This window comes from Bradyrhizobium sp. cir1, from assembly GCF_014198245.1.
GTDB lineage: Bacteria > Pseudomonadota > Alphaproteobacteria > Rhizobiales > Xanthobacteraceae > Bradyrhizobium.
Genome location: NZ_JACIHE010000002.1, coordinates 1 through 26086, shown reverse-complemented (window position 1 = coordinate 26086; position 26086 = coordinate 1). Strand labels below are relative to the sequence as shown.

Sequence of the window (26086 nt, the reverse complement as noted above, 5' to 3'; positions counted from 1 at the left end):
CCGGCGGTGCTTGCCGCCGAGTGCTCCCCCCTATGCCGACGGCACGGTCCTAATAATGGCCTCTGCCCCGGTACCAACCGTAATGGTGGCCGTTGTGGCCATTTCCGTTGTTGCCGCTGTTACCGCTGTTAGCATTGTTGCCGGTACCGCCGCTTCCGTTGCCGGTCGCCCCCGTCCCACTGCTTCCGGTCCCGGAAGTTCCGGTGGACACATTGCTGCTCGACCCGGCGGTGGTCGCAACAGCCGTCGTCACGCTCGACGACGTCGATGCGGCGCTGGCCGTTGATGCGCTGCTGCTCGCGGTGACCGCTGTCACGCTTGAGCTGTTGGAGGCTGTGGTGGTGGTGTTCGTCGAGCTTTGGCTCCACACCGTAGCTGTGCTGATACCGGTGCTGGCGTTCGCGTTGCGCACGCGCCCCGTTGCAACGGCTCCGTGGGCAAGACCATTCGTCACTTTATGGACATTCAGCTTGACCTCGCCGAGCGAGCTCGAGATGCGCACGACGCCGGCCTTGGGCGCATGAGCTCCGCCCGCCTGCTGGGCTTGCTTCGACGATCCGGCCACCTTGTTGCCCTTGTCGATCGGACCAAGCGCATGGATGGCGTGGCCATTCGCAGCATTGCGCGGTGCGGACAGTCCCGATTTCGGGACGGGAACGCGCTCGATCGTCGAGGCGCGTGGCTTGCCATTCTCGATCGGATTGAAGGTGCCGGTGCCGGTCAGGCTGAGGCCGGGCTTGCCGTGCTCGAAGGCGGTGGCCGATTGTCCCGGCATGACCTGGGCGATTTGTCCGGTCTTGAAGTCGGAGACCTCGACCTGGCCGCGGATCACGCCGACCTTGGTGCTGCCCGCACCGACCGTGACGCTGAACTGCGTTCCCTTGACCACGGCGGCGAGATACGGCGTCTCGACCTCGAAATGCTTGACGTTGCGCTTCTCGACTTCGAGCAGGATCGAACCCGCCTGCTGGATGATGGTGGTTGAAAGCCCGTCCTTCTTCTCCGCCGGCAAGCCGACAACGGAATTGGGCGAGATCAGGATCGTCTCCTCACCGCGGACGAGCAGCACCCGGCCATTGCGTCCGGTGCGAATGGTATTGCCGGGCTTGAGGGTCTCCTCCTGGTTCAGCGAGACCTGTTGCGCGCCATCGGTCGCGACCCAGACCTCACCGGTGGCCTTGCTGACCGACCAGACGCCATCGTCCGCGGCGAACGCGCCGGAAGCCGTTCCCAGGGTCAGCGCCGCCATGACGGCGCACCGCATTCCAATTCCGCCGAGCATGACGATCCTCAGTCCCCGTTACAGCCGGACCTGAGGCGTATCCGAAATCACTCAAGAGAGGATTAGCAGGAAGAGGTCAGTGGAACTGCCGTATTAACCAATCATTGACCATAAAAACCTAAGAAAAATCATGCGGCTAACGCTCCCTTACCGCCCCGTGGCAATCGCTCCGTTAAACTACGGAGACAGGTTTGTTGCGCGCGTTGAGAAGCGGCATCTCGTTACCGCATTGGCGCTGCTGGTACCAATTTTTGCGGGAGTTCCGCAGGGCTTCGCACAACAGGCGAACCAGCCGGGTTTTGATCCTCGCCAGCCCGAGAAATACTTTGAAAACCAAACCGAGCGGGAAACTCTGAACCGTCCCCCGGTCAAGCTACCGACCGTCGACCAAACCAACACCGGCGGCGATACCAGGCCCCAATTCGTCCTGCGCGACATCAGCGTCACCAGTGCTCATGCCATCCCTCGCGATCGTATCGCCGCAGTCTATCAACCCTATCTCGGCAAGAAGGTCTCACAGGCGGATCTCGCCGCGATCGCCGGTGCGATCAGCGACCTCTACCGCGCCGATGGTTTCCATCTGAGCCGGGCCATCGTGCCGCCGCAAGACATTGCCGATGGGCGCGTCCGGATTCAGGTGATCGAGGGCGCCATCGTGCAGGCCGAGCTGAAGGGCGACGGCGCCGAGCAGTTTGGCGTGAGGCCGATGCTCGAACCGGTTCTGGCCGAGCAACCGTCGCGGCTGGCAACGCTCGAACGCCAGCTTTTCCTCGTCAACGGCAGACCGGGCGTTCGGATCACCGATACAGCGCTGGAGGAGATCGGTGGCGCGACCGGCCGCTTCCGCCTCGTTGTCTATTTGAAGACCTGGCACGTTTTCACGTCGTTCGGCCTGGACAATCTCGGCTCGTCCTCCGTCGGCCCGTGGCAGACCTACGCGACGGGCGCATTCAACTCCTACCTCACACCCGGCGATGCGCTGGCGGTCAACCTGTCGACCATCGCCAACGACCCGCGCGAGCTCGGCTTTGCCCGGCTGTCCTATGACGCGCCCGTCGGCGTCGACGGCGTGCGGCTCGGCACGTCCGTCCTGTACAGCGCGGTCCGGCCGGGCGACGCCCGCCGCCTCGACAGCGACATCACCACGACCGAAGCTTTCGAGGTGCGGGCAAGCGCCGTGCCCTTCATGTCGCAATCGTCGGCGCTGACGCTCACCCTGGCCGGGACCTTCAGCAACGTGTCGGAGCATGACCTGTACGGCCCCTGGTACAACGACCACATCAGGACCGCGAGCCTGACCGCCGACTACCGGCTCCAGGATCGCTTCGGCGGCACCAACTTCACGGCGCTGACCTACCGCCAGGGTCTCGACGTCTTCGGCGCTTCACATTTCGACGACGATCTGTTGTCGCGCGACGGCGCCTCGTCGAACTTCTCGGTGCTGAACCTCTGGTTCACGCGCTACCAGACGCTCAACGACGCCTGGTCGCTGAAGCTGTCCGCGGCGAGCCAGACGGCATCGCGGCCGCTGTTCACCTCGCAGCAATTCTACCTCGGCGGCGCGGCTTTCGGCCGGGGCTATGGCGCGGCCGAGATCAGCGGCGACAACGGTCTTGCCGGCTCGCTCGAGCTGCGCTTCGACCAGAAGCTCAATTTCCGCTACTGGAGCGGCTATCAGCTCTACGCCTTCGGCGACGCCGGCGCAGTCTGGAACGACGGTTACCGGCTGAGCGATGGCCTGTCGCTGACGTCAGCCGGAGCTGGTGTGCGCGTCTTCCTGTGGGATGACCTGCAGGCTGATCTCGGCGTGGCGGTCCCGTTGAGCTACCGGGCGCCGGACAATGAACGCCGCAGCCCGCGCTTCCTGTTCACACTGTCGAGCGCGTTTCGGCTCTCCCCCGAGCGCGGCCGGGGCGGCTGCCTGTAGCTCGTTTCCTTCGCGTAGCGGACCCGGCATGCGGCCGTTTTGCGGTCTTGCGCACAGACTTGCCTAAATTTAATCCCTTAACCTGCTCACGATCGCTCGATCGGGGGGCTGCCAATGACCATTTTCAGTCGAAAGTGATTGGGACGGAATCATGAAGAGGGTGTTTGCAGTCCTGGCGTTTTTTTGCCTCCTCGGGGTCAGCGAATATTTCGTCGTCAGCCAGTTCGCGATCCGCCATGAGACTTTGACCCTGTTCGACGCCTCGCGCCAGCGGCCGATCTCGGTCGAGATCGCGGTGCGACGCGATTACGAGACCAAGGCCAATCTCGGTCTCTGGAAGCTGCCGCTTGCCATCATCAGCAACGGCAATACCGTCAAGGCCACCGAGTATTCCTTCCTCGCCAACGTGCTTGCAGCGCGCGGCTATCTCGTTGCCAGCATCCAGCAGGACCTGCCGAGCGACCCGCCGCTGATGACCCATGTCGGTCAGCAATATGTCGGCCGGCGTGAAGTCTATATCCGCTGCGAGGCGAATATCCTCTTCGCCCTGGGCGAACTGAAGCGACAGCAGGAGAACGTCGACTACGACCACATCACCCTCGTCGGCCATTCCAACGGCGGCGACGTCTCGATGTATGTCGCCCGCCAGCACCCGGAGCTGGTGTCGAAAGTGATCACGCTCGATAATCTGAGGGTGCCTTTCGTCCTTAGCGACAACATGAAGATCCTGTCGTTCCGCTCGAAGGATCCGCATTTCCTGACCGACCCGGGTGTGCTGCCCACGCCGGAGGAGGCCAAGGCGCGCGGCATCGACATCGTCCACACCGGCGCACAGCACACCGAGATGAGCGACCGCGGCCCCGACGCGATCAAGGAGAAGATCCAGGCGACGCTCGACCGCTTCCTGCGCGACAGCGCCAGCAGCGCACTCGCCCCGGCCGACACGAAAAGCCCGATGATCATGAACCCCGGCGACTATTAGCCGGAAGAGCCTTTGCGGCAGATCAAGGCAGATCCGGGCCGGCAGGCTAGAAAGGCTATGTAGCGTCGGAGAGACACGTGTCGCACTATACCGAAAGTCTTGAAGGCCTCGGCCTGCCCGCGACGAGAACGCCGTTATTCGCGCGGCATCTCTATCGTGCGACCCGCAGGCTGCTGCGATCGATCATCGCCCGCATCGATCTCTCGCAATTTCCGGGATCGTGCTGTGGATGAGCACGGCCCCGGGCGAACGCACGAAGGTTGCCCTATGCACCAGCATTTGAGACGAATTTGCCTGCTGCTCGTCGTGACCTCGAGCTTGGGCTCGTCCTCTGCTCTGGCCGCCGATGCCGGTCACGGTGCCGACCTCGCCAAGCGCTGGTGCGCAAGCTGCCACGTCGTGGCCAATGGCCAGGCGACAGCCAGCGCCGACGTCCCTTCTTTTGCATCCGTTGCGCGACGGCCGGAGTTCAGTTCGGAGAAGCTCGCCTTCTTCCTGCTCGACCCGCATCCGAAGATGCCGAACTTTCCCTTGAGCCGGAGCGAGGCTGGCGACATCGCGGCATACATCGGATCACTGCGTCCCTAGAGGCTGACCGATCGCGACATCTGCCACAAATGCAAATCCCTGCCGGAGAACCGACAGGGATCAGCAGAAAGGATGATGGACGGCGAATGAGACATCATTCGGTGGGCCATCATGGACCTGCGCCAGTATCGAAATGCGGATCTTCGTGCCGCGCAAGATCAATTTGTAGGCAGCTGGTACACAGATCAGGAATCAGGATTTGCCCTTGCCCGACTGCATGAGACTGCCGGTCATCTGGCGCATGTGATCTCCCGCGCTGGTGAACTGGCTGCGCAGGAAATCGGACTGGATCCGCATCGCTTCCTGAAGGTCGGTGGCATGCACGAGCTTGCGTGCATGCTCGAATGCCGACTTCATGTTCTGCTCGGTGAAAGCGAGCGCCTGCTTAGACACCTCCGTCCCGGCTCCCGGAACGGTCGTCATCGATTTCGTGGCGGCTTCGAAAAACATTCCGAATGCTTTTTCCGCCTGGTCAATTGTCTTCTCGGCCAGGTCGCGCAGTTCGGCCGGAACTTCGAGCTTCGGTTCGATCATGGTCGCACTCCTCCCTTTTTCCTGACTGTTACCACACTTGCCGGACCGCCTTCCAGCAGCGAACGCCGGGGTAAACACCCCCGGGGAGGCTGGCTTGGGCAGGAAAGGGAGGGAACAAGGCGTGAGACGCGCGGTCCGGCTCAGGACAGGGGGTGTTCGGGAAGGGCTTCTTCGGTCGCGAGGTCTTCAACGAGTTTGATCACCTCGAAACGCTGTCGAGGCGCGAGCTTCAGAAAAGCGCGGAGCAGGCGCAGGCTTTCCACGGTGCCGGTCGCAGGCGCGCCGAGCTTGAGGTGCAGTTCAGCCGCGAAGTTGAGGTTTTTCATCTCGCACCTATGACAAGCATCGGCCTTCCTGAACTGACATCTGGGTCCACGCGAGAACCGAACACCACAACCGGACGCCATGGCGAGCACAACTCTCGGCCGGAGACCCCGGCAGGTTAGCACGCTCGACGACACATCCGGGCTCAACCGAGGAGGTTGCAATTATGCCAAGGAACAACCCGTCCGGCAAGCCCAACCACCGGATTGGCGATGCTTCGCCTGCATCGCTCCACCGCAATTCCGGATAACAGGAATATGAGCCGTCGTCACCCACCTGCGTCAAGAAGCTGCATTAAATCACGCACGCAACACCGATTGCTGTCAATCCGCACTGCATTTCGCCTTGTTTCAGATGTGAATGGGCGTTGGCGGAGGCGCCTAGCGCTTCTTCAGCGTATACACGTAATTGTTGAGTCCCACCTCGGCGGTTGTATCGTCGACGAAATGAACGTCGATCTCACAGCCTGTTTCCAAGGTCTTGATTGACGTGCCGGCAAAGCCGAGCGAGGCGGCAAGCGCCTTCGGATCGGCCTTCTTGTCGACACGCTGCATCTCGTCGATTGCGCCCTGGAAGATCATGTCGGGGCCATAATCGGCCACCTTGTACTGCGGCTTGGCACAGGCAAAGGGGCGCGGCCCCGATATCTCTTTCGCCTTCAGGACGACTGCCTTGCCCATCAGCCGCTCCCGCTCGGTGCCGTCAGGCTTGCGCTGCGAATCGGCCCACGGCGCGACCACGGCGGCCGTGAATGTCCAGGTGCCGATGTAGAAGGGATCTGCGGCCGCAGCAGTGCCCGCGGCGCCGACACAGACGAGAAGGTAAACAGTTCCGGCGAATTTCATCCAACATATCCCCTTGAGCCTTCGGCTTGGACTCGCCTCTTCGCATCAAGGTTCATCGCTCCCGGCGATATCTCTGCCCGTGAACCGTTGTTCAAGATCGAACGACCAAGCGTTTGCGAAACGGCCACGCGATCACGGGCGCCATGGCTGATGAACTGATCGATTCGGGCGCGCCTCAGCACAAGGACGACGGCATGCTTTCTCGCTGCGATCTCATCAAGGGCGCCGCGGTCGCGCTTCTCACCTTCTCGATACAAGGCGCATGGGCGCAGGAGACCAGGATGAACCTGTTCAAGATCGTTACCATCAAGGACGAAATCGTCGTCGGATTGTCGGCGGAGGAGCTGCAGGCGCTCGGCGGCAACGATGCGAGCGCCGTTGCACATGCGCTGGCACAGAAGGGCGACCTCACCGTCTGGCAATACAACGTGCATCGCGGCCCGAACGGTGAATTGCAGCAGGCGCCGACCGCCAGGATCGGACTTCTGGCCAACGCCTCGCTCCGCGTCGAACCCTACACCACGCCCTACCCGATTGTACCTCATCCGTAAGCAGCAGGCCGGCACGCCGGCGGCCGAGACCGCCGGCGTGCCGCAATCATCTGGACCGGTCCGCACGCCGTGTCCCCGTCTCCGTCGCAAAGCCGTAGACCAGCGCCAGCCGATCCAGGCATTCGCGAAACCGCCGCGCAAAATAATCGTTCCAGCGCTGCGTACGGACGGCACGACGCTGCCCGATCTGATCCATGGTCAGACCCAGCACCAGCACGTCGTGCACCAGTGCCGCGCCGTCGGTGCCGAGTTCGCGCTCGACCCGGTTCAGCCGCAGCACCGCCTGTCGCTGGCTCTCGGTGACAGGCTCGCGCGTGCCTGTCCCATCGACATATTCGCGGGTCGTATCTACCGCCTGAGGGCCTCGCTCCGCCCGCTCCCAATCGTTCTGGAAGGCGCGCCCACCGCGATATTGCGCTTCGTCGATCTGGTGGTGCGCGTACAGCCGGCCGAGCGGATCGCTGCGGACCGACCGCATGGCCAGGATCTTCTCGCCGGAATCGAGCGCGAGCGGATTGTCGACTTCCACCTCCGCCACCTCGGCATTGAACGGCACCTCCCGCGACCGCCGGTCGTAGATCTGCGCCAATTTGTAGGATTTGTTACGTCGGGCACGTGCCACTCGGGATGCTCCTTGCAAGACTGATGATTGAACGGACGGCGCGGCTTCAGGCGGGGGAGACCAGCCTCAGCACGACAGCAGCTGCGATGCGGGCGGACGCAGCTCCGCAACGGCGCGTCAGGCGCGCATGCGGTGCGCAATAGCTGGAACCCGCCTGGCGCGGATGGCCGCAGAAAGTGATTTCCTCCCCGTCCCTGTCGCCGCCGTAGGGATAGCGGCAGTCGGCCGCCTCGAGTTCGACCAGCCCGATCAGGCGCGGCTGGACGCCGACGCAACGCAGCTTGACCCGCGCAGCTGGCTTCATTGCGGACTTCGGCGGCAGATTCAGGTTCGGCAATGCCGATCGGCGCGGCGAAAGCAGACCGGCCTCGCCCGGCAAAGCCGGCGCGATCGACGGGCTCGTCATCCATTCCGGTACGACAAGCCCGAGCCGCTTGGCGCGACCGACCACCGCGTTGCGCGTGTAAGCCGTTCCAAACCTTGCGTTAATCTGCCTTCCGATCTCAGCATAAGACATTCCCTTGAGAAAATAGTCGCGAAGCACGTCGGAGTGTTCCGACGGCCAAAGGCCCGGTTCCATGATGCTGTCCTGTGATGCGCCTCCTCCGACCGCACGATCCGGAGGCGGGACACACATTCCGGTATTCCGAAGCAAGTGTCAAGCAGGAATTCTGATATTCATAATTGCATCAATTCCGAATTTCGGATTACAAGAGGCGACACGATGGGCAATCGAGGGAATCACCATGTTGGACGTTGCTATGATCGAGCGGGGCCTGGAGAAGACGGGCAAGAGCAAGGGCGGCCTGGCAGCTGCCATGGGCGTGCGGCCCGGCGCGGTGTCGGAGATCCTCGGCGGCGAGCGCCTGGTGAAGGCGTCGGAAATCATTCCGATCATGGAATATCTCGAGCTCAATCTCGCGCCGATCATGGGCCGCGTCGGCGCCGGCGCCGTGATCGAGCCGGACTATGAGCAGGTTCCCCCGGAAGGTCTCGGCGACATCGCGCTGCCCTTTCCCATCATGGAAGAGACCGTCGCCTTCGAGATCGTCGGCGATTCGATGCTGCCCAAGTACGAGAGCGGCGACGTGATCGTGGTCTACAAGGACCAGCGCCACCCGCTGTCCAGCTTCTACGGCGAAGAGGCGGTGGTCCGGCTCAAGACCGGCGAACGCTATTTGAAGACCATCGAGCGGGGCAAATCCCCCTCCGTCGTCAATCTCACCAGCTTCAACGCCAAGCCGATTGTCGGCGTCAAGCTCGACTGGGTCGGGGAAATCTGTCTCTCCATGCCCAAGGGGCAGCTCGAACGGCTGCGCGCCAAGTCGGCTCGTCCCCGCAAGAAGGGCAAGTAGGCGCCCGAGGCCGATTTTTGGAAATCGACCTTGACTTGATTCTGTTTTTCGGAAAACTCTGCCGCACCCGACTATGGGGGCGGCAGGGTCATTTCATGCAGTATTTCGTCGTGATGATTGACTACGGGCGACGCGGCCGCGAGGCGGTCGTCGATCCTGAAATCACCAGACGCGAGGTCATCTCCCGCCTCGCCTCGGGTGAGTATCGGAACGTCTCGTTCATCCACGAGATCGTGGAGAACTCGGTCGAGGATGTCACCGAAGCCATCCTGGCCGAGGCAGCCCTCCCACAGATCGAGCCCGAGGACGTCGATCTCCAGGCGATGCGCCTCGATCACGTCCGCGACCTGCGCAAGCACGAACGGACGTGACGCAGGCCGCGGCGGCCTGCATCAGCGTCCGGACGAATATTACACCAGGAGGACGGTCGATCCCGTCGTCTTGCGCGCGGCAAGATCGGCATGCGCCTTGGCCGCGTCCTTCAGCGGATAGGTCTGGTGAACCTCGATCTTCACCGCACCGGACTTGACGACGTCGAACAACTCGCCCGCCATCGCCACCAGGTTCTCGCGCTTGGCAGCATAGGTGAACAGCGTCGGCCGGGTGACGTAGAGCGAGCCCTTCTGGGCGAGCAGGCCGAGATTGAGTGGCTCGACCGCCCCGGATGACTGGCCGAACAGCGCGGCAACGCCGAGCGGCGCGAGGCAATCCAGCGATTTCAGGAAGGTATCCTTGCCGACGGAATCGTATACCACCGGCACCTTCTTGCCGCCGGTGATCTCGTCGACCCGCTTCACGAAATCCTCGCGTGTGTAGATGATCACATGGTCGCAGCCATGCGCCTTGGCGAGCTTCGCCTTCTCGTCGTTGCTGACCGTGCCGATCACGGTCGCGCCGAGATGCTTGGCCCACTGGCTGAGAATGAGGCCGACGCCGCCGGCCGCGGCATGGAGCAGGATGGTGTCACCGGCCTTTACCCGGTAGGTCTGCCGGATCAGGTACTGCGTCGTCAGTCCCTTCAGCATCATCGCCGCCGCGGTCTTGTCATCGACGCCATCGGGCAGCTTCAAGAGACGGTCGGCGGGGATCAGCCGCGCCTCGGAATAGGCACCAAGCGGCGAAGCGCCATAAGCGACACGATCGCCCGGCTTCAGATCGGTGACACCTGAACCGACCTCCTCAACGACGCCGGCCGCCTCGCTGCCGAGCCCGCTCGGCAATTGCGCGGGATAAAGACCTGAACGGTTGTAGATGTCGACGAAGTTGAGGCCGACGGCCGTGTGGCGAATGCGCGCCTCGCCAGGTCCGGCCTTGCCGACACTGACCTCTTCCCAGACCAGGACTTCCGGTCCGCCGGTCTTGTGAAAACGAATGGCATGCGTCATGGGGTTGCTCCCTTATCGTTGCAGTGACGGTCCGAGAAATGCGGATCGGCCGGAGAAATAGGCATTTGGTCCGCCCGTTACAGTACAGAGGCGTAACAAGAATGTCACAGCGAACGACAAACGCCCGCCGTTCCGCCTCTGTTCGAAAGAGTTGATGACGGCTCTGGAGCAACCGGCAGTAGCTTTTGCGCGGGGATTGGTGGTCGCCTGCGAAGGAGAGCCGAGATGCCAGCTTATGTACAGCATCATCAGGATATCGAGATCGCGCCTGTGAATTGCCCCACCTGCATGGGGTTCCTGCCAATGTATGTGCGCGAGGTCGAGCCGCATTGGAGCCTTGCCAAGATCGACTTCGTCTATGAATGCGCCGATTGCGGCGCCGAGGTCCGGCAGACGATCCGCAAGCCGGAGCTGTTGCGGCACTGAACGCGACCTAAAGAACCGCTCAACTATTTGCGCTGAACGGAAAAAACGCCGCTCACGCGGATCTGATGTCTCCCAAACGAGGCTTGTTCTTTGCCGGGAACGCAGGCAGAACAAGCCTCAAAGCAGGATCTTTGGGAGCGCCCTTTCGTGGCTGAACAGAAGGCCTTGACCTCGATCGAGGCAGTGGAGAGCGGCCTCGCCGCGCAGGGTTATATCGCGAGCCGGCAGATCGCGACCGCCGTCTATTTGTCGCAACAGATCGAAAAGCCGATCCTGGTCGAGGGCCCGGCGGGCGTCGGCAAGACCGAGCTCGCCAAGGCAATCGCCGCCTGGCGCGGCATGAAGATGATCCGCCTGCAATGCTATGAGGGTCTCGACGAGGCCAAGGCGCTTTATGAATGGAAATACGCCAAGCAGCTTCTCTACACCCAGATCCTCAAGGACAAGCTCGGCGAAGTGCTCGGCGGCGCGCAAACGCTGCACGCCGCGCTCGACCAGTTGCATGATTTCGGCGACGTGTTCTTCTCCAAGGAGTTCGTCGAGCCGCGGCCACTGCTCCAGGCGCTGGAGCAGCCGGGCGGCTGCGTGCTGCTGATCGACGAGATCGACAAGTCGGACGCTGAATTCGAATCGCTGCTGCTGGAAATCCTGTCCGACTTCCAGGTCACGATCCCCGAGCTTGGCACCGTCTCGGCGATCACGCCGCCGACGGTGATCCTCACCTCCAACAGCGAGCGCGACCTGGGCGATGCCCTGAAGCGACGCTGCCTGCATCTGCATATCGGCTTCCCCGAGCAGCGGCTGGAGGAGCGCATCGTCGAAAGCCGCGTGCCCGGCATCTCGCAGACGTTGCGCCGGCAGATGGTCGGCTTCATCCACGAAATCCGCTCGCTGGATCTGAAGAAGCTGCCCTCGGTCAGCGAGACCATCGACTGGGCCCGCGTCCTGGTGCTGCTGCAGGCTACAGAGCTCGACACCGATACCGTCAAGGACACCCTTAACGTGCTTCTGAAATACGAAGCCGACATCGAGGCCGCAGCGCCGCAGGTGACGACCTTCATTGCCAAGGCGGCCCGGTCCAACGTCTTCGGTTGACGCCGATGCGAGAGAACCTCCATCGTTTCTTTCGGGCGGCGCGCGGCGTCGGCGTTCATGTCTCGCCCGCCGAGAGCATCGATGCGATGCGCGCGGTGTCGCAGGTCGGCTTTTCCGACCGGACCATCCTGCGCGACGCGCTGCTGCTGACGCTCGCCAAATCACAGGACGAGAAGCTCGCGCTCGGTGATTGCTTCGATCTGTTCTTCAGCCAGCCCGAGCCGCGACGGGACCAGCCCGAGGGCGTCGACCAGGATGCCTCGCAGGATACGGATCAAGCGTCCTCTTCCGGTGCGGCCGGCGATGCCGGCGGCGGTTCACCCCAACAGGAACTGGGCCCGCTCGCGCAGATGCTGCTGTCGCAGGATCGCAATGCCATCGCGGCCGCGATAGCCAGTGCCGCCGGCGCCGCGTCCCTGTCCGACATCCGCTACTCCACCCAGCGCGGCATCTTCTCCAGCCGCATCCTCGACGCCATGGGCCTCCAGCGCCTGCGCGACGAGCTCGACGGGCTGACCGCAAGCAACCCGGCACTGGCCGAGCGTCTGCGCGCCGCGCTCGATGCCCTGCGCGAAGCGGTGCGCGACACCGTCTCGCAGGGACTTGCGCTCTATGCCCGCGAGGAAGCTGAAAACCTCCGCAACGAGATCCTGCGCAACGCGCCGCTCGCACGCATCGAGCGCCGTCAGGTCGCCGAGATGCGCGCCCTGATCCGCCAGATCGCGCGGCGCTTGCGCGAGCGCTATTCCAAGCCGCGCAAGCGCCAGCGCCGCGGCCATCTCGACGTCCGCCGCACGCTCCGCCGCAACGCCGCCTGGGGCGGCGTCCCCTTCCTTACGGCCTGGAAGCGCAAGCATCGCGACCGGCCGAAGATCGTGGCGCTCTGCGACGTCTCGGGTTCGGTCGCGCAAGTGTCCGATTTCTTCCTGCTGCTGATCCACTCCCTGCACGAAGTCGTTGACGACGTCCGCTCCTTCGCCTTCTCCTCGCATCTGATCGAGGTCAGCCAGATCCTGGAGACGAAATCGCCGGAAGAAGCGATGGCCGAGATCATGTCCAAGGTCGGCTTCGGCTCGTCCGACTACGGCTCTTCGCTGGTCGATTTCGAGAAGGACTTCATGAGCACGCTGACACCACAGACCACGGTGATCGTGCTGGGCGACGCACGCAGCAACAATCTCGACCCGCGCGCCGATATCCTGCGCCGCATCTCCGAGCGCTCGAAGCGGCTGGTCTGGCTCAATCCCGAGGGGCGGCTCGCCTGGGGCTTTGGCGATTCCGAGATGCCGCGCTACGCGACCTTTTGCAGCGTCGTGCGCCAATGCGCCACCGCACAACAGCTCGAGCGCGCGGTGTCCGATATCGTGGCGACTTATCAGTAGGCGGCGACGACGCCCTCTCTGGTGTCAGGCGGCGGTCAACTCGGCCGGAACGAGGTTGCACTCGCGAAAGTGATACGCAATTTCGTCGAGCGCACGCTGCTCCCACTCCTGGGCCTGCGCAAGCCAGAACATCCGACGCTCTGAATCCAGCGCAGCGCGCTCGCGACACAGGGATTCCTGACTGCGAATTTCCACCAGCCTGTTCATGCACTCCACTCCTGCCGTGTGAAGCCATTCCTCGGAAATCAAGGTAACAGAGTCCTGAACCCCTCGCCTCATGATTTCTGTGCATATCGCGACGCAGAATGGGACAGCGATGCTTCCCGTGCACCGCGATAGTTCGCAGCGCAACATCAAGTGCGGATCATCAATTAGTGATCGGAGATCGGGACCATATTCGTGCGCAAACGATCTTAACTCTTGTGACGCAACGAAGTGCGGCAATTTGTGAAGAGAGGTTCTAAACAGCTGACCGAATTCCCGACTCATTGTCGTCGCACGGTCTTCATGCAGCGCCGCTAACAGGGGCACGCGAACCGGACGATCGCCTGAGGCAATATGAGCAACGATTTCGACTTCGATCTTTCATCCGACCAGTGGGAAGCGCTGAAGGCGCTTCGCAACCCGGTATCGAACGGTCGCCTCGCGAAGGCCTATGTCGTGGAAAGCCTCATCAAGCTCGGCCTCGTTGTCATGAATGATGGCGTGCCTGCCATGACACCCACGGGACGCAAGGTGCTGGTCCGCGGATCATGCCGGCTGCTGGATCTCGTCGCGTGACGAGATCGCCTGCTGCCGCGTAACTGCGCCATCGCCTGAAAAATAATCTTTAGCTTCTCGCCGAAATCGGATTTGCTTCTTGCGACAAGATCGGGCGCGCAACGACGCAGCGCCGGACAGGCAAGGGAGCTGGTCATGAACGGGCTTGGCGGGCTGAACAAATCTCCCAACGGCGTGGTTGTCGGACTTGTGCAGCTTCAACTGCCCAACGTCGTGACCCCGGCCGATCTGGCCAGGCAGACCGAGCGCATCGTCTGGATGGTCGGCAAGGCCCGCCGCAATCTCTCCACCATGGATTTGGTGATCTTCCCAGAATACTCGCTGCACGGCCTCTCGATGGACACCAATCCGGAGATCATGTGCCGGCTCGACGGACCGGAGGTCTCAGCCTTCAAGCAGGCCTGTGTCGACAACAAGATCTGGGGCTGCTTCTCCATCATGGAGTTCAACCCGCACGGCAATCCCTACAATTCCGGCCTGATCATCGACGACCACGGCGAGATCAAGCTCTACTACCGAAAACTTCATCCCTGGATTCCGGTCGAGCCATGGGAGCCCGGCGATATCGGCATTCCCGTGATCGAGGGTCCGAAGGGCGCGAAGATCGCGCTGATCATCTGCCATGACGGCATGTTCCCGGAGATGGCGCGGGAATGCGCCTACAAGGGCGCCGAGATCATGATCCGCACCGCCGGCTACACCGCGCCGATCCGCGAAGCCTGGCGCTTCACCAACCAGGCCAATTCGTTCCAGAACCTGATGGTTACGGCGAATGTCTGCATGTGCGGCTCGGACGGCTCGTTCGATTCCATGGGCGAAGGCATGATCGTCAATTTCGACGGCAGTGTTCTCGCGCACGGCACCACCGGCCGCGCCGACGAGATCATCACCGCCGAGGTCCGGCCGGACCTCGTACGTGAGGCCCGCGTCAATTGGGGCGTCGAGAACAACATCTACCAGCTCTGGCACCGCGGCTATGTCGCGGTGAAGGGCGGCGCGATGGACTGCCCCTACAGCTTCATGCAGGACATGGTCGCCGGCACTTTCCGCCTGCCATGGGAAGATCAGGTGAAGGTCACCGACGGCACCTCGTGTGGCTTCCCGGCCCCGACACGGATGTTCGGCAGGATGGCGAAGGCGGCGGAATAACCCGGTTTCTCGGGCGTAACCGCGACATTCTGGCACGGTTGTTGCTCCTTTGTGACGTCCAAGACGCGTCAAAGGGGAGTGCATTATGTCGACCATCGCCACGGCACCCGTCGCCGAGCCGAAGCCGCTCTACACCTCGCTGTTCGTCCAGGTCCTGGCTGCGCTGGTGCTTGGCGTCATCCTGGGGATAGCCGTTCCGGACTTCGCCATCAGCCTCAAGATTCTCAGCGACGCCTTCCTGAAGCTGATCTCGATGATCGTGGCACCGATCGTGTTCTGCGTCGTCGTGCATGGCATTGCCGGCGCTGGCGACCTCAAGAAGGTCGGCCGTGTTGGCGTCAAGGCGCTGGTCTATTTCGAGGTCATGACGACGGTGGCCCTCGTCGTCGGCCTGCTGCTCGCCTACCTGTTCGGTCCCGGCCACGGCATGAACATCGATCCATCGACGCTCGATGCCAAGGCGCTCAACACCTATGCCGACAACGCCCACAAGCTGTCCGGCGGCGGCATCGGTGCCTTCCTTATGAACGTGATCCCGACCACCTCCTTCGATGCGCTGTCGCGCAACGACGTGCTCCAGGTGTTGTTCTTCGCGGTGCTGTTCGGCATCGGCCTTGCGCTCGTCGGCGGCGAGAAGGGCGCGCTCGTCACCTCCATCATCGATGCGGCCTCCACCGTGCTGTTCCGTGTCATGGGACTGATCGTGCGTGTCGCGCCGCTTGGCGTGCTCGGCGCGGTCGCCTACACCGTCGGCAAATACGGCGTGGGCTCCTTGAAGCAGCTCGTCTCGCTGGTGATGCTGTTCTACGTCTCGGTCGGCATCTTCGTGCTGGGCGTACTCGGCGGCGTGATGGCGCTCGCCGGCATCAACATCCTCAAATTCCTCGCCTACCTGCGCGAGGAGCTCACCATCGTGCTCGCGACTGCATCCTCGGACGCGGTGCTGCCGCAGATCATGAAGAAGCTGGAGCGTATGGGCGTGAAGGATTCGGTCGTCGGGCTCGTCATCCCGACCGGCTATTCCTTCAACCTCGACGCCTTCTCCATCTACCTGACGCTCGCCGTCGTCTTCATCGCCCAGGCGACCAACACTCCCCTATCCTTGGGCGATCTCCTGCTGGTGCTCGGCGTTTCCCTGATCACGTCGAAGGGCGCACACGGCGTGCCGGGCTCGGCCATCGTGATCCTGGCGGCGACCTTGAACGCGGTGCCAAGCATCCCCGCAATCGGCCTCGTGCTGGTGCTGTCGGTCGACTGGTTCATCGGCATGGCCCGTGCGCTCGGCAATCTCGTCGGCAACTGCGTAGCCACGGTCGTGGTCGCGGCATGGGAAGGCGATCTCGACCGGGCCAAGGCGGCCAAGGTGCTCGAAGGCGGCGAGTTAGTCGACGTGACTGCCGGGTAGCCCGCGGATCAGTCATTCCACTGGAGGAGCGGCGTCCCGTACGCCCTCCTCCAGACCGACAGGAAGCGTGGAAACCAGGAGTGGGCCACCGCGCCCTTGTAGGCCCAGGTGCGATACTTCAGCCCCTGCTCCGAGATCAGTTCCTGATAGCCGCCGTGGACCTCGGTCGCGGTGCGAATGTCCTTCAATATCCCTTGCGCGCAAGCCCGGTAGGTATCGCTCCCTGAGGCCTCATCAAAGTCCAGCATGCGATCCGCAAACTCGACGTTGAACGTAGGCCAGGACGAGCGCCCCTGGTAGGCCGGCGCCGCGATCTTGTGGATCATCTTGTTGCGCGGATTATCCGCCGACACCAGGAAGTGGAACGTGCTGGGGATGCGGAAGCGCGGTTCGGCGATGACCAGATCTGTCGTGGCCGCGAACAGCGCGCGCTCGCTCGCCTCGCTCATATCCCAGAAGCCACGATGCACGCTGACGAAATCCAGCGCGACCGAGGACGCCGGCGAGCCCGCCGGCCCATCCAGGGAATGCCTGATATAGCCGTCCTTGCCGAACAGGCGGAGCAGGTCTTTCTTGTACTGCGCGAGGTCGCGCCCGAGCAGCCGCTTCAACTCGCTCTCGCTGACGATCCCGAACTGCACGCCCCACACAAACGTCGTGTAGACGCAGGCATTGGTGACAAAACGCCGGCGCTCGGCCCGCGTGTCCGTTGCCGCGGAGCGCGGGCCGCTGGCGTCGCACAGCAAATATCTGGTGCCGTCAGCGTCGAACGGCTCCAGCTCGCTTGCAAGCTTCAGGATCGCCCGCCTCAGGTCCCCGCCATATTCGGCTAGCAGCAGACGGCCGGCATGCGCGCATTGCGACATCGCCAGATAGGACGACACCCTCTCCTCGGCAGAGAGCATCTGCTGGAGACCTGCGAGAATGCCCAGCAGCGTATCGGAAGGACGCGAGAAATAGTTCACGCCGAGATACCGCCCGCGTCCCGCCGGAACGATGGTCGTCGTGACGACGTCGGCGCGAACCGCCTCCAGCAGGAGGCGAACGCTCTTTTCGAGCAGACGGGCCCGTCGCACAGCGTCCTGCGCATCCATGATGGTCTCTGGATCAAGGACGTCGGGATAGAACCAGGCAAAGTCGCGCGGGTAATAGGCGGAAGCGTGCGGCGCGCCGGTGACGAGGAAGGCCTCGGTCACCGAAAAGGCGCTGTCCATCGAGTGCCGGTAGAGGTCCCCAATGGCCGACAGCGAATGATGCGATTGTCTCAGGAATCGATCGCCGAGAAAATTGACCGCCTGGAGGGCGTTGGCGACGAAGGTCGCGGCCACCCCCTGGTAAAACCGGTTCTCACGATGTGACGGAAAGGAGATGTCGCTGTTCATATGCTTCAATCGGCTGATGTCTCGTGACCGGTGATGGCGGCCACCATTTTAAGCATGACTGATTCGTATCTCTACCCGGTGACTTGCGGGTTCGTGATGCTCACCTAGGCCGCGCGCGGCCTGAAATTCTCGATCACCCGTAGCAGCACCCGCGCGCCTGCGTCGGCATCGGCAAGCTCGACGTGCTCGTCCGGGTGATGGCTGATGCCGCCGCGGCAGCGGACGAAGATCATGCCGACGTCGGCGATGTCGATCATGGCCATGCCGTCATGACCCGCTCCGCTCGGCAGCTCGAACACGGAGAGATCTTCCGCAGCGATCGCCTGCGCGATCTGCTCCTTCAGCCAGGATGCGCAGGGCGCGGTGCGGTTCTCATGGGTGACATCGAGCTGGAGTGCCAATTGCCTCCGCTTTGCAATCGCCTCGATCTGGCGGACGACGTCGGCAACCGCGCGCTTGCGGTGCATGTCGGTCGGCGCGCGCATATCGATGGTGAACGACACTTCGCCCGGAATGACATTGGTCGCGCCGGGCCTCGCCTGGATGTAGCCGACGGTGCCGACCAGGCCGCCTTCGTCGGTCCGGCAGAACTGCTCGATTGCAGCGATGCATTCGGCCGCGCCAGTGAGTGCGTCGCGCCGAAGCGCCATCGGCACCGTTCCGGCATGGCCGGCCATGCCGGTCAGCCGCGCGGCAAGCCGTGTTGCGCCCGCGATCGCGGTGACGACGCCCACGGGCAGGTCCTGCGCTTCCAGCACCGGTCCCTGCTCAATGTGCAATTCGAGATAGGCGAGCAGCTCGCGCCGGGCCCGCGCGGCGGCGCCGATGTGATCGGGATCAAGCCCAAACTGAACGAGCGCATCGCGCATCGACACGCCGTCACGGTCGCGCGTGTTCAGGACGCTCTCGTCAAACGTGCCGGCCACCGCGCGGCTGCCGAGCAGGGTCGAGGCAAACCGCACCCCCTCCTCATCGGCGAAGCCGATGACCTCGATCGCGAAGGGCAGGCGCTTGCCGCGGCGGTTGAGATCGGCAACGCAGGAGATCGCGGTAATCACGCCCAACGGCCCATCCCATTTGCCGGCATCGCGCACGGTATCGTAGTGCGAGCCGAGCATCAGGCAGGGCGCCCCCGGCCGCTCGCCTTCATACCGACCGCAGACATTGCCGATCGCGTCGAGATGCGCGCTCATGCCGGCATCGCGCATCCAGTTCAAGATGAGGTCCGCGGCCTTGCGCAACTCCTTGCTGAGGAAGATGCGGGTGAGCTTGTCGGGCTCTTCCGAGATCGCGCCGAGCTCGTTGATACGGCGAACGATCTCCTTGCCGAGCGATGCATCGTGAACGGTGATACCAGCGCCCATCTCGGCGAGCTTTCCATCTTCTGAGGACACGGCGGTCCTGACGACAATCGATACAAGTTCGGTGCCAGCGAAAATCCGCCGGCACCGTCCCGGTCAGCGCGTGGTTAGCATGAATGCGCCTTGTCGGCCGACCGTCCGACGCCGGTCATGCACATGTGGAAGTCGGTTAAGACTGCTTAACTCCACTGCATACAATCATAAGATATTGCTCATAAATTAATCTGCCACTTTCCTCACCAAGTTTCGACTGCTGCATATGCTTTATATATTTCAAATGCTTACATAGAATTGCACACTTCATAATCTCTGGCACGAAGCTTGCGACATCTGATCCTGGCTCCGCCAAGCCGGCGCAGCCGCGAGATCAAGGCGGGGCATCCGCCAAGGGGAGCGAGCAATGGATTTTGGCAGGATTTCACGACGTCATTTGTTGCAGGGCGGCGCGGCCCTCACCCTCGGCGCGGCAGCGGGCCTTCGCCCGGCCTTCGCGGCCGAGACCACCATCGGCTTCATCTATGTCGGCTCGCGCGACGACTACGGCTACAACCAGGCGCATGCACAGGGCGCCGCGGCACTGAAGAAGATTCCCGGCCTCAAGGTGGTCGAGGAGGAGAAGGTGCCGGAGACCGATGCGGTCGAGAAGACGATCGAGTCTATGATCAATCTCGATGGCGCCACCCTGCTCTTCCCGACCTCGTTCGGCTACTACAATCCGCACATGATCAAGATGGCCAATAAGTACCCGAAGTTGCGCTTCGAGCACTGCGGCGGCCTCTGGAGCGACAAGGACCCCAAGAACGCCGGCAGCTATTTCGGCTACATCGACGAAGCCCAGTACATCTCGGGCATCGTCGCCGGCCTGACGTCGAAGAGCAGCAAGCTCGGCTTTGTCGCGGCCAAGCCGATCCCTCAAGTGCTGCGCAACATCAACGCCTTCACCCTTGGCGCCAAGTCCGTCAATCCAAAGGCCACCACGCAGGTGATCTTCACCGGCGACTGGTCGATGCCGGTCAAGGAGGCCGAAGCCACCAACAGCCTGATCGACCAGGGCGTGGACGTGCTCACTTGTCACGTCGATGGCCCCAAGACCATGGTCGAGAACGCAGCGCGGCGCGGCGCCTTCGTCTGCGGCTATCACACCAACCAGTCGGCGCTGGCGCCCAAGGCCTATCTCACCGGCGCCGAGTGGAACTGGGAAGCGCTCTATCCGAAGTTCGTCAAGATGATCGCCTCCGGCGAAGGCATCCCGAATTTCTACCGCGGCGGCCTGAAGGAAGAGATCGTCAAGACCTCGCCCTATGGCGAAGCGGTCTCGGCCGAAGCGCGCAAGGCGGCCGACGAGGCCAAGGCAAAATTCCTGTCGGCGGAAGGCTACGCCATCTTCAAGGGCGGACTGCTCGACAACAAGGGCAAGACGGTGATCCCGGCCGGCACCGACCGCGGCCAGAAGGATCCTGAACTCGAAAAGATGGACTACCTCGTCGAGGGCGTGATCGGAGCCACTTCGTGACAGCGGAAGCGGCGGATTCCACGGACGCGGTCGGGACAGTCGCCCCGGCCGCCGATCCCGGCTTCCTCCAGCGTCATGGCGGCACGATCGAATATGTCCTGATCCCGGGCGCGGCGCTCGTCGGCGCGCTCGCGGTGTTCGGCATCTTCGTCGCGATGTTCGGCAAGAACCCGCTCGATCTCTATTTCTACATGTATTACGGCGCGTTCGGAACCTGGTTCTCCTGGCAGAATACGCTGACGCGCGCAGCGCCCCTGATCCTCACCGCACTCTGCACGGCATTGCCGGCGCAACTCGGCATGGTCATCATCGGCGGCGAAGGCGCACTGCTGATTGGCGCGCTGTCGGCCACCAGCGCCGCACTCGCGCTTCAGGGCCTGCCGCCGTTCGTCGTCCAGGTCGCCATGGTCTGCGCCGGCGTGATCGGCGGCGGGCTGTGGATCATGCTGTCAGGCGGCTTGCGGCAATATCGCGGCGTCAACGAGACCATCTCGAGCCTGCTGCTGGTCTACATCGCCCTCGCGATCCTCAACCATCTCGTCGAGGGGCTGATGCGCGATCCCGCCAGCCTCAACAAGCCGTCGACCCGCGAGATCGGCGCCGCCAACATGATCGGCTCCATTCCCGGCACCGACGTGCATTGGGGCCTCGTCTTCGGCCTGATCGCCGCAATCGCGGCCTACATTCTGATCTATCACACCGTGTTCGGCTTCGCCGCGCGCGTGGCCGGCGGCAACATCCGTGCTGCGAAGATCGTCGGCCTCGGCGTCAGCAAGCTGATCCTGACCGTCTGCTTCCTCGCCGGCGGCGCCGCGGGTCTTGCCGGCATGGTCGAGGTCGCCGCAGTGCAGGGGCGCACCAACGCCAATCTCGCAGCGGGCTACGGCTTCACCGGTATCCTCGTTGCCTTCCTCGCACGGCAAAATCCGCTCGCGATCATTCCCGTCGCGATCCTGCTCGGCGGCATCAGCGCCAGCGGCGGCCTGCTGCAGCGCCGCCTGGGACTACCCGATGCGTCCGTGCTGGTGCTGCAAGGCATCATCTTCGTTTTCGTGCTCGCCAGCGATGCGCTCTACGGCCGCATCGGATTCCTGAAGGGAAAATCCTGAGATGGCAGACGGATCGATCGGGCTCTGGACCGTCCCGCTGGCCGTCCTCGGCGGCGCCATTCGCGTCTCCACCCCGTTCCTGTTCGTGAGCCTGGGCGAATGCATCACCGAGCGCTCGGGCCGCATCAATCTCGGCCTCGAGGGCACGCTGGTGATGGGCGCGATGAGCGCCTATGGCATCTCCTATCTCACGGGATCACCGTGGCTGGGCGTGCTCGCCGCCGGCATCACCGGCGCGCTGCTGGGTGCGCTGCATGCCGGCATCTGCTCGCTGCCGCGCGTCAACGACGTTGCTGTCGGCATCGCCTTGATGCTGTTCGGCACCGGCCTTGCCTTCTATCTCGGTAAGCCCTTGATCGAGCCCACCGCACCGCGGCTGCCCGCCATCGACTTCGGCTGGTGGAGCGACATCCCGCAGGTCCGCGCCGCGCTGCGCATCAACGTGCTGTTCCTGATCGGCGTGGCACTCGCGCCGATCCTCTATTGGGCCTTCCGCACCACGCGCTGGGGCCTCCTCATCCGCACCGCCGGCGAAAGCGCGGACGCCGCGCGCGCAATGGGCCATTCCGTGCTCTTGATCCGCCTGCGCGCCACCATGGTCGGCGGCTTCCTTGCCGGCATCGGCGGCTCGTTTCTGTCGCTGTTCTATCCCGGCAGCTGGAACGAGGGCCTCTCCTCGGGCCAGGGCATCACCGCCGTGGCGCTCGTGATCTTCGCGCGCTGGGATCCCCTGCTTTGCCTATGGGCCTCGCTCGCCTTCGGCGGCGCGGCGGCGCTGGGTCCGGCACTGCAATCGGTCGGCGTCACCTCCGGCTACCACCTCTTCAACGCTGCGCCCTACATCCTGACGCTGGCAATCATGATCATCACGTGCTCGCCGAAGCGAACGCTGACCGGCGCGCCCGCCGAACTCTCGATCACACGATAACACGCACGAGGTCGTCCATGCCCGAGCGCTACGTCAAGTCCGAGCCCTATGCCTGGCCCTACAACGGTGATCTCCGCCCCGAGAACACGGCGCTGATCATCATCGACATGCAGACCGATTTCTGTGGCGTCGGCGGCTATGTCGACAAGATGGGCTATGACCTCTCCCTGACGCGGGCGCCGATCGAGCCGATCAAGAGACTGCTCGCCGCGATGCGCAAGCAAAGCTTTCACATCATCCATACCCGCGAAGGCCACCGCCCCGATCTCTCCGACCTTCCTGCCAACAAGCGCTGGCGTTCGCGCCAGATCGGCGCCGGCATCGGCGATCCCGGTCCGTGCGGCCGCATCCTTGTCCGCGGCGAGCCCGGCTGGGACATCATCGAGGAGCTCAGCCCGCTGCCGGGCGAGCCAATCATCGACAAGCCAGGCAAGGGCTCGTTCTGCGCCACTGATCTGGAGCTGATCCTGCGCGTGCGCGGCATCGAGAACATCGTGCTCACAGGCATCACCACCGACGTCTGCGTCCACACCACCATGCGCGAGGCCAACGACCGCGGCTTCGAATGCGTGCTGCTGCACGATTGCTGCGGCGCCACCGACAAGAGCAACCACGACCACGCGCTGAAGATGATCAAAATGCAGGGCGGCGTGTTCGGCGCAGTATCGACCTCCGATGCCTTCATCGGAGCGATTTCGTGATCATCGGCGAAACGCCACCGCCGTCGGGCGCCTTCGGCGTCGATGCCATCGCCATGACCATGCGCTTCGGCGACTTCCTGGCGCTGGACAATGTCGAGCTGAAAGTGCGGCCCGGCTCGTTCCACGCCCTGCTCGGTGAGAACGGCGCCGGCAAGTCGACCCTCGTCAAATGCATCATGGGCTACTACCACGCGACCGAAGGCGACATCATCGTCGGCGGCCGCGAGCAGGCCATCGCCAATCCCAAGGACGCGCACGCGCTCGGCCTCGGCATGGTCTACCAGCATTTCACGCTGGTGCCGGCCATGACGGTTGCCGAAAATCTCGTGCTGGCGCGCGACGACGTGCCCGCCGTGGTGAACTGGCCAAAGGAGATGAACGAGCTAGAGGCGTTCCTTGCTCGGATGCCTTTCAAGGTGCCGCTCGGCGCAAAGGTCTCCGACATCTCCGCCGGCGAGCGGCAGAAATGCGAGATCCTCAAGCAGCTCTATCTGAAGCGGCGCTTCCTGATCCTGGATGAGCCGACCTCGGTGCTGACGCCGGCGGAAGCCGACGAGGTGCTCGGCATGCTCCGCGAGATGGTCGTGAAGGGCGAGCTGACCATCCTGATGATCACGCACAAGTTCCGCGAGGTCATGGCCTTCGCCGACGAGGTCACAATCCTGCGCCGCGGCAAGCTCGCCGGAGCCGGCAAGGTTTCCGAGCTGACGCCGGATGCGATGGCGCGCACCATGATCGGCGCCGAGGAGCTGACGGTGCAGCCGCCGCGCACCGGCGAAGCCGGTCAGGCGCGACTGCAGCTTGAGAAGGTTCGGGCGCTCGACGACGCCGGCGCCGTTGCCGTGCACGACGTTTCCCTGACGGTCCGTGCCGGCGAGATCGTCGGCATCGCCGGCGTCTCCGGCAACGGCCAGCGCCAGCTCGTCGAGGTGCTGGCCGGCCAGCGCGAGGCCGAGAGCGGCGAGATCCGCGTCGCCGGCGATCCCTATCACGCCAGCCGCGAGGAGATGCGACGGCATAGGATGTCGCTGCTGCCCGAGGAGCCACTGAAGAACGCCTGCGTCGGCGGCATGAGCGTCGCCGACAACATCGCCTTCCGCGAATTCGACCGCGCACCCTTTGCCAGCGGCGGCTGGTGGCTCAATCGCAGCGCCTTCCGCAACGACGCCAGGAAAAAGATCGGCCAGTACAAGATCAAGACCCGCACGCCGGATACGCCGATCTCGGCGCTGTCGGGCGGCAACGTGCAGCGCGCCGTGCTCGCCCGTGAACTCGGCGGCGACGTCGAAGTGCTGATCGCGGCCAATCCCTGCTTCGGCCTCGATTTCGCGGCGGTGGCGCAGATCCACGCCGAGATCATGGCCGCGCGCAACCGCGGCGCGGCGGTGCTGCTCGTCAGCGAGGACCTCGACGAACTGCTCGAACTGTCGGACCGGCTGGTGGTGATGTTCCACGGCGAATTCGTGTATGAAGCACGGACCAGCGAAGCCGATCTTACCGTGGTCGGCCGGCACATGGCGGGTCATTGATCGCGGAGGAGCGATGAGCGAGGCAACCGAACGCGACGAACACTTCTTGCGTTTGTCCTTCGCGGTCGCCCGGCGCTCGCTCACCCATGGCAACCACCCCTTCGGCTGCATCGTCGTCGATGCGGACGGTCAGGTGCTGATCGAGAGCGAGAACGGCTACATGCCCGATCACGACGGCACCGCGCATGCCGAGCGCCTCGCGGCGACGCAGGCCTGCCGGACGCTGAGCCACGACGTGCTCGCGAAGGCCACGCTCTATTCGTCAGCCGAGCCCTGCGCGATGTGCGCCGGCGCGATCTACTGGGCGGGCATCGGCCGCGTCGTCTATGGCCTCAGTGAAGAGCGTCTGCGCGGGATCACCGGCAACCATCCGGAGAACCCCACGCTGGACCTGCCCTGCCGTGACGTCTTCGCCAGCGGCCAGCGACCGACGGAGGTCGTCGGGCCGATGCTCGAAGACGAAGCCGAAGCGCTGCACGACGGCGTGTGGACGAAGTAGGTCCCCAGCAAACAGTACCGTAGATTCCATGGGCGGTGAGCGTGGCCTTTCCGATAGGTTTGGGTTTCCACACTCGAACCCACGGAGAGTCAGATGCAAGCATCGACGACAGCCACGCCCACCGCCGGCCATAATGGCACAATTTTCGTTGCGGTCGAACTCAGCCAGAAGACATGGCTGGTGACGCTGCACAGTCCGGATCGCGATCGGATGTCTCGCCACAAGCTGGAGGGCGGCGATCATGCCGGGCTGCTGGAGCTGATCGAGAAGGTCCGCAGGCGGGCGGCGGATAAGCTCGGATCTGTGCCGCGCGTGGTGAGCTGCTACGAGGCCGGCTACGACGGCTTCTGGCTGCATCGTCTGCTGGAGGCCGCCGGGATTATGAACTTCGTGTTCGACCCGGCGAGCATTGCGGTGGAGCAGCGATCGCGG

The 26086-nt window shown here is 63.5% G+C and carries 29 protein-coding genes and 1 pseudogene; 20 read left to right on the top strand and 10 right to left on the bottom strand.

The features are described 5' to 3' along the window. Nucleotides 1–49 precede the first annotated feature (49 nt). Complete coding sequence (locus tag GGD63_RS04650; protein WP_183239732.1) at nucleotides 50–1282, bottom strand: FecR family protein; 1233 nt, start codon at nucleotides 1280–1282, stop codon at nucleotides 50–52. Nucleotides 1283–1412: 130 nt separating this feature from the next. Between GGD63_RS04650 and GGD63_RS04645 the strand changes: the two genes are divergently transcribed. The 4 genes from GGD63_RS04645 to GGD63_RS04630 all read left to right on the top strand — a co-directional run bounded on the left by GGD63_RS04645 (nucleotide 1413) and on the right by GGD63_RS04630 (nucleotide 4779). Then, nucleotides 1413–3209, top strand: coding sequence for a ShlB/FhaC/HecB family hemolysin secretion/activation protein (locus GGD63_RS04645; protein WP_183239731.1), 1797 nt, complete (start codon nucleotides 1413–1415; stop codon nucleotides 3207–3209). Between the two features lie 151 nt (nucleotides 3210–3360). Next, nucleotides 3361–4191, top strand: a complete 831-nt coding sequence (locus GGD63_RS04640) for an alpha/beta fold hydrolase (protein ID WP_183239730.1) — start codon at nucleotides 3361–3363, stop codon at nucleotides 4189–4191. Nucleotides 4192–4268: 77 nt separating this feature from the next. Then, nucleotides 4269–4424 carry a hypothetical protein gene (locus tag GGD63_RS04635; protein ID WP_183239729.1) on the top strand — a complete coding sequence of 52 codons (156 nt, stop codon included), beginning with the start codon at nucleotides 4269–4271 and terminating at the stop codon, nucleotides 4422–4424. 34 nt (nucleotides 4425–4458) lie between these two features. Continuing rightward, nucleotides 4459–4779: a cytochrome c gene (locus tag GGD63_RS04630; RefSeq protein ID WP_183239728.1), complete on the top strand. Its 321-nt coding sequence runs from the start codon at nucleotides 4459–4461 to the stop codon at nucleotides 4777–4779. Between the two features lie 192 nt (nucleotides 4780–4971). Here the strand turns inward: GGD63_RS04630 and GGD63_RS04625 are convergent, their stop codons facing one another. From GGD63_RS04625 to GGD63_RS04615, 3 genes are all read right to left on the bottom strand, one after another. After that, a complete protein-coding gene (locus tag GGD63_RS04625) occupies nucleotides 4972–5313 on the bottom strand; it encodes a phasin (protein WP_183239727.1) in 342 nt (113 codons plus the stop codon). A 140-nt stretch (nucleotides 5314–5453) separates the two neighbouring features. Beyond that, nucleotides 5454–5639 (bottom strand): hypothetical protein, encoded by a 186-nt coding sequence (locus tag GGD63_RS04620; RefSeq protein ID WP_018644785.1) that lies wholly within the window; start codon nucleotides 5637–5639, stop codon nucleotides 5454–5456. 378 nt (nucleotides 5640–6017) lie between these two features. Next, on the bottom strand, nucleotides 6018–6482 hold the full coding sequence (locus GGD63_RS04615) for a hypothetical protein (RefSeq protein WP_183239726.1): 465 nt from the start codon (nucleotides 6480–6482) through the stop codon (nucleotides 6018–6020). A 194-nt stretch (nucleotides 6483–6676) separates the two neighbouring features. On the opposite strand from GGD63_RS04615, the gene GGD63_RS04610 reads away from it, so the two are divergent. After that, complete coding sequence (locus GGD63_RS04610) at nucleotides 6677–7033, top strand: hypothetical protein (protein WP_183240713.1); 357 nt, start codon at nucleotides 6677–6679, stop codon at nucleotides 7031–7033. A 46-nt stretch (nucleotides 7034–7079) separates the two neighbouring features. On the opposite strand, the gene GGD63_RS04605 is transcribed toward GGD63_RS04610, so the two are convergent. Both GGD63_RS04605 and GGD63_RS04600 read right to left on the bottom strand, forming a co-directional pair. After that, nucleotides 7080–7655 carry a hypothetical protein gene (locus GGD63_RS04605; RefSeq protein ID WP_183239725.1) on the bottom strand — a complete coding sequence of 192 codons (576 nt, stop codon included), beginning with the start codon at nucleotides 7653–7655 and terminating at the stop codon, nucleotides 7080–7082. Between the two features lie 46 nt (nucleotides 7656–7701). Continuing rightward, complete coding sequence (locus GGD63_RS04600) at nucleotides 7702–8235, bottom strand: GcrA family cell cycle regulator (protein WP_183239724.1); 534 nt, start codon at nucleotides 8233–8235, stop codon at nucleotides 7702–7704. A 166-nt stretch (nucleotides 8236–8401) separates the two neighbouring features. Here GGD63_RS04600 and GGD63_RS04595 point away from each other — a divergent pair, with 166 nt between their 5' ends. Both GGD63_RS04595 and GGD63_RS04590 read left to right on the top strand, forming a co-directional pair. Further along, a complete protein-coding gene (locus GGD63_RS04595; protein WP_018644790.1) occupies nucleotides 8402–9010 on the top strand; it encodes a S24 family peptidase in 609 nt (202 codons plus the stop codon). A gap of 95 nt (nucleotides 9011–9105) precedes the next feature. Further along, entirely contained in the window at nucleotides 9106–9381 is a 276-nt protein-coding gene (locus GGD63_RS04590) for a hypothetical protein (protein ID WP_183240712.1), read from the top strand. Nucleotides 9382–9420: 39 nt separating this feature from the next. On the opposite strand, the gene GGD63_RS04585 is transcribed toward GGD63_RS04590, so the two are convergent. After that, nucleotides 9421–10395, bottom strand: a complete 975-nt coding sequence (locus tag GGD63_RS04585; protein WP_183239723.1) for a quinone oxidoreductase — start codon at nucleotides 10393–10395, stop codon at nucleotides 9421–9423. A 225-nt stretch (nucleotides 10396–10620) separates the two neighbouring features. Here GGD63_RS04585 and GGD63_RS04580 point away from each other — a divergent pair, with 225 nt between their 5' ends. The 3 genes from GGD63_RS04580 (at nucleotide 10621) to GGD63_RS04570 (ending at nucleotide 13298) form a co-directional block, all read left to right on the top strand. Continuing rightward, nucleotides 10621–10821 carry a hypothetical protein gene (locus GGD63_RS04580; protein ID WP_018319162.1) on the top strand — a complete coding sequence of 67 codons (201 nt, stop codon included), beginning with the start codon at nucleotides 10621–10623 and terminating at the stop codon, nucleotides 10819–10821. Nucleotides 10822–10968: 147 nt separating this feature from the next. Then, nucleotides 10969–11916: a MoxR family ATPase gene (locus tag GGD63_RS04575; protein WP_183239722.1), complete on the top strand. Its 948-nt coding sequence runs from the start codon at nucleotides 10969–10971 to the stop codon at nucleotides 11914–11916. Between the two features lie 5 nt (nucleotides 11917–11921). After that, nucleotides 11922–13298: a VWA domain-containing protein gene (locus GGD63_RS04570; protein WP_183239721.1), complete on the top strand. Its 1377-nt coding sequence runs from the start codon at nucleotides 11922–11924 to the stop codon at nucleotides 13296–13298. A gap of 24 nt (nucleotides 13299–13322) precedes the next feature. Here GGD63_RS04570 and GGD63_RS04565 read toward each other — a convergent pair whose 3' ends face one another. Beyond that, nucleotides 13323–13505: a hypothetical protein gene (locus tag GGD63_RS04565; protein WP_183239720.1), complete on the bottom strand. Its 183-nt coding sequence runs from the start codon at nucleotides 13503–13505 to the stop codon at nucleotides 13323–13325. Between the two features lie 351 nt (nucleotides 13506–13856). Between GGD63_RS04565 and GGD63_RS04560 the strand changes: the two genes are divergently transcribed. From GGD63_RS04560 to GGD63_RS04550, 3 genes are all read left to right on the top strand, one after another. Beyond that, a complete protein-coding gene (locus GGD63_RS04560) occupies nucleotides 13857–14078 on the top strand; it encodes a hypothetical protein (protein WP_183239719.1) in 222 nt (73 codons plus the stop codon). 135 nt (nucleotides 14079–14213) lie between these two features. Then, entirely contained in the window at nucleotides 14214–15227 is a 1014-nt protein-coding gene (locus GGD63_RS04555) for a formamidase (RefSeq protein ID WP_183239718.1), read from the top strand. Nucleotides 15228–15312: 85 nt separating this feature from the next. Further along, entirely contained in the window at nucleotides 15313–16632 is a 1320-nt protein-coding gene (locus tag GGD63_RS04550; RefSeq protein WP_183239717.1) for a dicarboxylate/amino acid:cation symporter, read from the top strand. 8 nt (nucleotides 16633–16640) lie between these two features. Here GGD63_RS04550 and GGD63_RS04545 read toward each other — a convergent pair whose 3' ends face one another. Together GGD63_RS04545 and GGD63_RS04540 are read right to left on the bottom strand one after the other, a co-directional pair. Next, nucleotides 16641–18014, bottom strand: a complete 1374-nt coding sequence (locus tag GGD63_RS04545) for a hypothetical protein (RefSeq protein ID WP_183239716.1) — start codon at nucleotides 18012–18014, stop codon at nucleotides 16641–16643. A gap of 104 nt (nucleotides 18015–18118) precedes the next feature. Then, the gene (locus tag GGD63_RS04540) at nucleotides 18119–19378 is read right to left on the bottom strand and encodes an allantoate amidohydrolase (RefSeq protein WP_183240710.1); all 1260 of its coding nucleotides are present in this window, start codon (nucleotides 19376–19378) and stop codon (nucleotides 18119–18121) included. A gap of 397 nt (nucleotides 19379–19775) precedes the next feature. Between GGD63_RS04540 and GGD63_RS04535 the strand changes: the two genes are divergently transcribed. The 7 genes and pseudogenes from GGD63_RS04535 to GGD63_RS04505 form a co-directional block, all read left to right on the top strand. Then, nucleotides 19776–20888: a BMP family ABC transporter substrate-binding protein gene (locus GGD63_RS04535; RefSeq protein WP_183239715.1), complete on the top strand. Its 1113-nt coding sequence runs from the start codon at nucleotides 19776–19778 to the stop codon at nucleotides 20886–20888. After that, nucleotides 20885–21997 carry an ABC transporter permease gene (locus GGD63_RS04530; protein WP_183239714.1) on the top strand — a complete coding sequence of 371 codons (1113 nt, stop codon included), beginning with the start codon at nucleotides 20885–20887 and terminating at the stop codon, nucleotides 21995–21997. Before GGD63_RS04535 ends, GGD63_RS04530 begins: the two co-directional genes overlap by 4 nt. A 1-nt stretch (nucleotide 21998) precedes the next feature. Next, nucleotides 21999–22925, top strand: a complete 927-nt coding sequence (locus GGD63_RS04525; protein ID WP_183239713.1) for an ABC transporter permease — start codon at nucleotides 21999–22001, stop codon at nucleotides 22923–22925. A gap of 17 nt (nucleotides 22926–22942) precedes the next feature. Next, nucleotides 22943–23626: a cysteine hydrolase family protein gene (locus tag GGD63_RS04520; RefSeq protein ID WP_183239712.1), complete on the top strand. Its 684-nt coding sequence runs from the start codon at nucleotides 22943–22945 to the stop codon at nucleotides 23624–23626. Further along, a complete protein-coding gene (locus GGD63_RS04515; protein ID WP_183239711.1) occupies nucleotides 23623–25155 on the top strand; it encodes an ABC transporter ATP-binding protein in 1533 nt (510 codons plus the stop codon). Before GGD63_RS04520 ends, GGD63_RS04515 begins: the two co-directional genes overlap by 4 nt. Before the next feature lie 13 nt (nucleotides 25156–25168). Further along, the gene (locus GGD63_RS04510; RefSeq protein ID WP_183239710.1) at nucleotides 25169–25654 is read left to right on the top strand and encodes a nucleoside deaminase; all 486 of its coding nucleotides are present in this window, start codon (nucleotides 25169–25171) and stop codon (nucleotides 25652–25654) included. 93 nt (nucleotides 25655–25747) lie between these two features. Next, nucleotides 25748–26086: pseudogene (locus GGD63_RS04505) on the top strand (IS110 family transposase); the annotation flags it as partial.

What these genes read in the sequence shown, in the direction of transcription:
- GGD63_RS04650 (WP_183239732.1), bottom strand. Translation starts at nt 1,282, where the DNA reads ATGCTCGGCGGAATTGGAATGCGGTGCGCCGTCATGGCGGCGCTGACC.
- GGD63_RS04645 (WP_183239731.1), top strand. Translation starts at nt 1,413, where the DNA reads ATGCGGCTAACGCTCCCTTACCGCCCCGTGGCAATCGCTCCGTTAAAC.
- GGD63_RS04640 (WP_183239730.1), top strand. Translation starts at nt 3,361, where the DNA reads ATGAAGAGGGTGTTTGCAGTCCTGGCGTTTTTTTGCCTCCTCGGGGTC.
- GGD63_RS04630 (WP_183239728.1), top strand. Translation starts at nt 4,459, where the DNA reads ATGCACCAGCATTTGAGACGAATTTGCCTGCTGCTCGTCGTGACCTCG.
- GGD63_RS04625 (WP_183239727.1), bottom strand. Translation starts at nt 5,313, where the DNA reads ATGATCGAACCGAAGCTCGAAGTTCCGGCCGAACTGCGCGACCTGGCC.
- GGD63_RS04620 (WP_018644785.1), bottom strand. Translation starts at nt 5,639, where the DNA reads ATGAAAAACCTCAACTTCGCGGCTGAACTGCACCTCAAGCTCGGCGCG.
- GGD63_RS04615 (WP_183239726.1), bottom strand. Translation starts at nt 6,482, where the DNA reads ATGAAATTCGCCGGAACTGTTTACCTTCTCGTCTGTGTCGGCGCCGCG.
- GGD63_RS04610 (WP_183240713.1), top strand. Translation starts at nt 6,677, where the DNA reads ATGCTTTCTCGCTGCGATCTCATCAAGGGCGCCGCGGTCGCGCTTCTC.
- GGD63_RS04600 (WP_183239724.1), bottom strand. Translation starts at nt 8,235, where the DNA reads ATGGAACCGGGCCTTTGGCCGTCGGAACACTCCGACGTGCTTCGCGAC.
- GGD63_RS04595 (WP_018644790.1), top strand. Translation starts at nt 8,402, where the DNA reads ATGTTGGACGTTGCTATGATCGAGCGGGGCCTGGAGAAGACGGGCAAG.
- GGD63_RS04590 (WP_183240712.1), top strand. Translation starts at nt 9,106, where the DNA reads ATGCAGTATTTCGTCGTGATGATTGACTACGGGCGACGCGGCCGCGAG.
- GGD63_RS04585 (WP_183239723.1), bottom strand. Translation starts at nt 10,395, where the DNA reads ATGACGCATGCCATTCGTTTTCACAAGACCGGCGGACCGGAAGTCCTG.
- GGD63_RS04580 (WP_018319162.1), top strand. Translation starts at nt 10,621, where the DNA reads ATGCCAGCTTATGTACAGCATCATCAGGATATCGAGATCGCGCCTGTG.
- GGD63_RS04570 (WP_183239721.1), top strand. Translation starts at nt 11,922, where the DNA reads ATGCGAGAGAACCTCCATCGTTTCTTTCGGGCGGCGCGCGGCGTCGGC.
- GGD63_RS04565 (WP_183239720.1), bottom strand. Translation starts at nt 13,505, where the DNA reads ATGAACAGGCTGGTGGAAATTCGCAGTCAGGAATCCCTGTGTCGCGAG.
- GGD63_RS04560 (WP_183239719.1), top strand. Translation starts at nt 13,857, where the DNA reads ATGAGCAACGATTTCGACTTCGATCTTTCATCCGACCAGTGGGAAGCG.
- GGD63_RS04555 (WP_183239718.1), top strand. Translation starts at nt 14,214, where the DNA reads ATGAACGGGCTTGGCGGGCTGAACAAATCTCCCAACGGCGTGGTTGTC.
- GGD63_RS04550 (WP_183239717.1), top strand. Translation starts at nt 15,313, where the DNA reads ATGTCGACCATCGCCACGGCACCCGTCGCCGAGCCGAAGCCGCTCTAC.
- GGD63_RS04545 (WP_183239716.1), bottom strand. Translation starts at nt 18,014, where the DNA reads ATGAACAGCGACATCTCCTTTCCGTCACATCGTGAGAACCGGTTTTAC.
- GGD63_RS04540 (WP_183240710.1), bottom strand. Translation starts at nt 19,378, where the DNA reads ATGGGCGCTGGTATCACCGTTCACGATGCATCGCTCGGCAAGGAGATC.
- GGD63_RS04535 (WP_183239715.1), top strand. Translation starts at nt 19,776, where the DNA reads ATGGATTTTGGCAGGATTTCACGACGTCATTTGTTGCAGGGCGGCGCG.
- GGD63_RS04525 (WP_183239713.1), top strand. Translation starts at nt 21,999, where the DNA reads ATGGCAGACGGATCGATCGGGCTCTGGACCGTCCCGCTGGCCGTCCTC.
- GGD63_RS04520 (WP_183239712.1), top strand. Translation starts at nt 22,943, where the DNA reads ATGCCCGAGCGCTACGTCAAGTCCGAGCCCTATGCCTGGCCCTACAAC.
- GGD63_RS04510 (WP_183239710.1), top strand. Translation starts at nt 25,169, where the DNA reads ATGAGCGAGGCAACCGAACGCGACGAACACTTCTTGCGTTTGTCCTTC.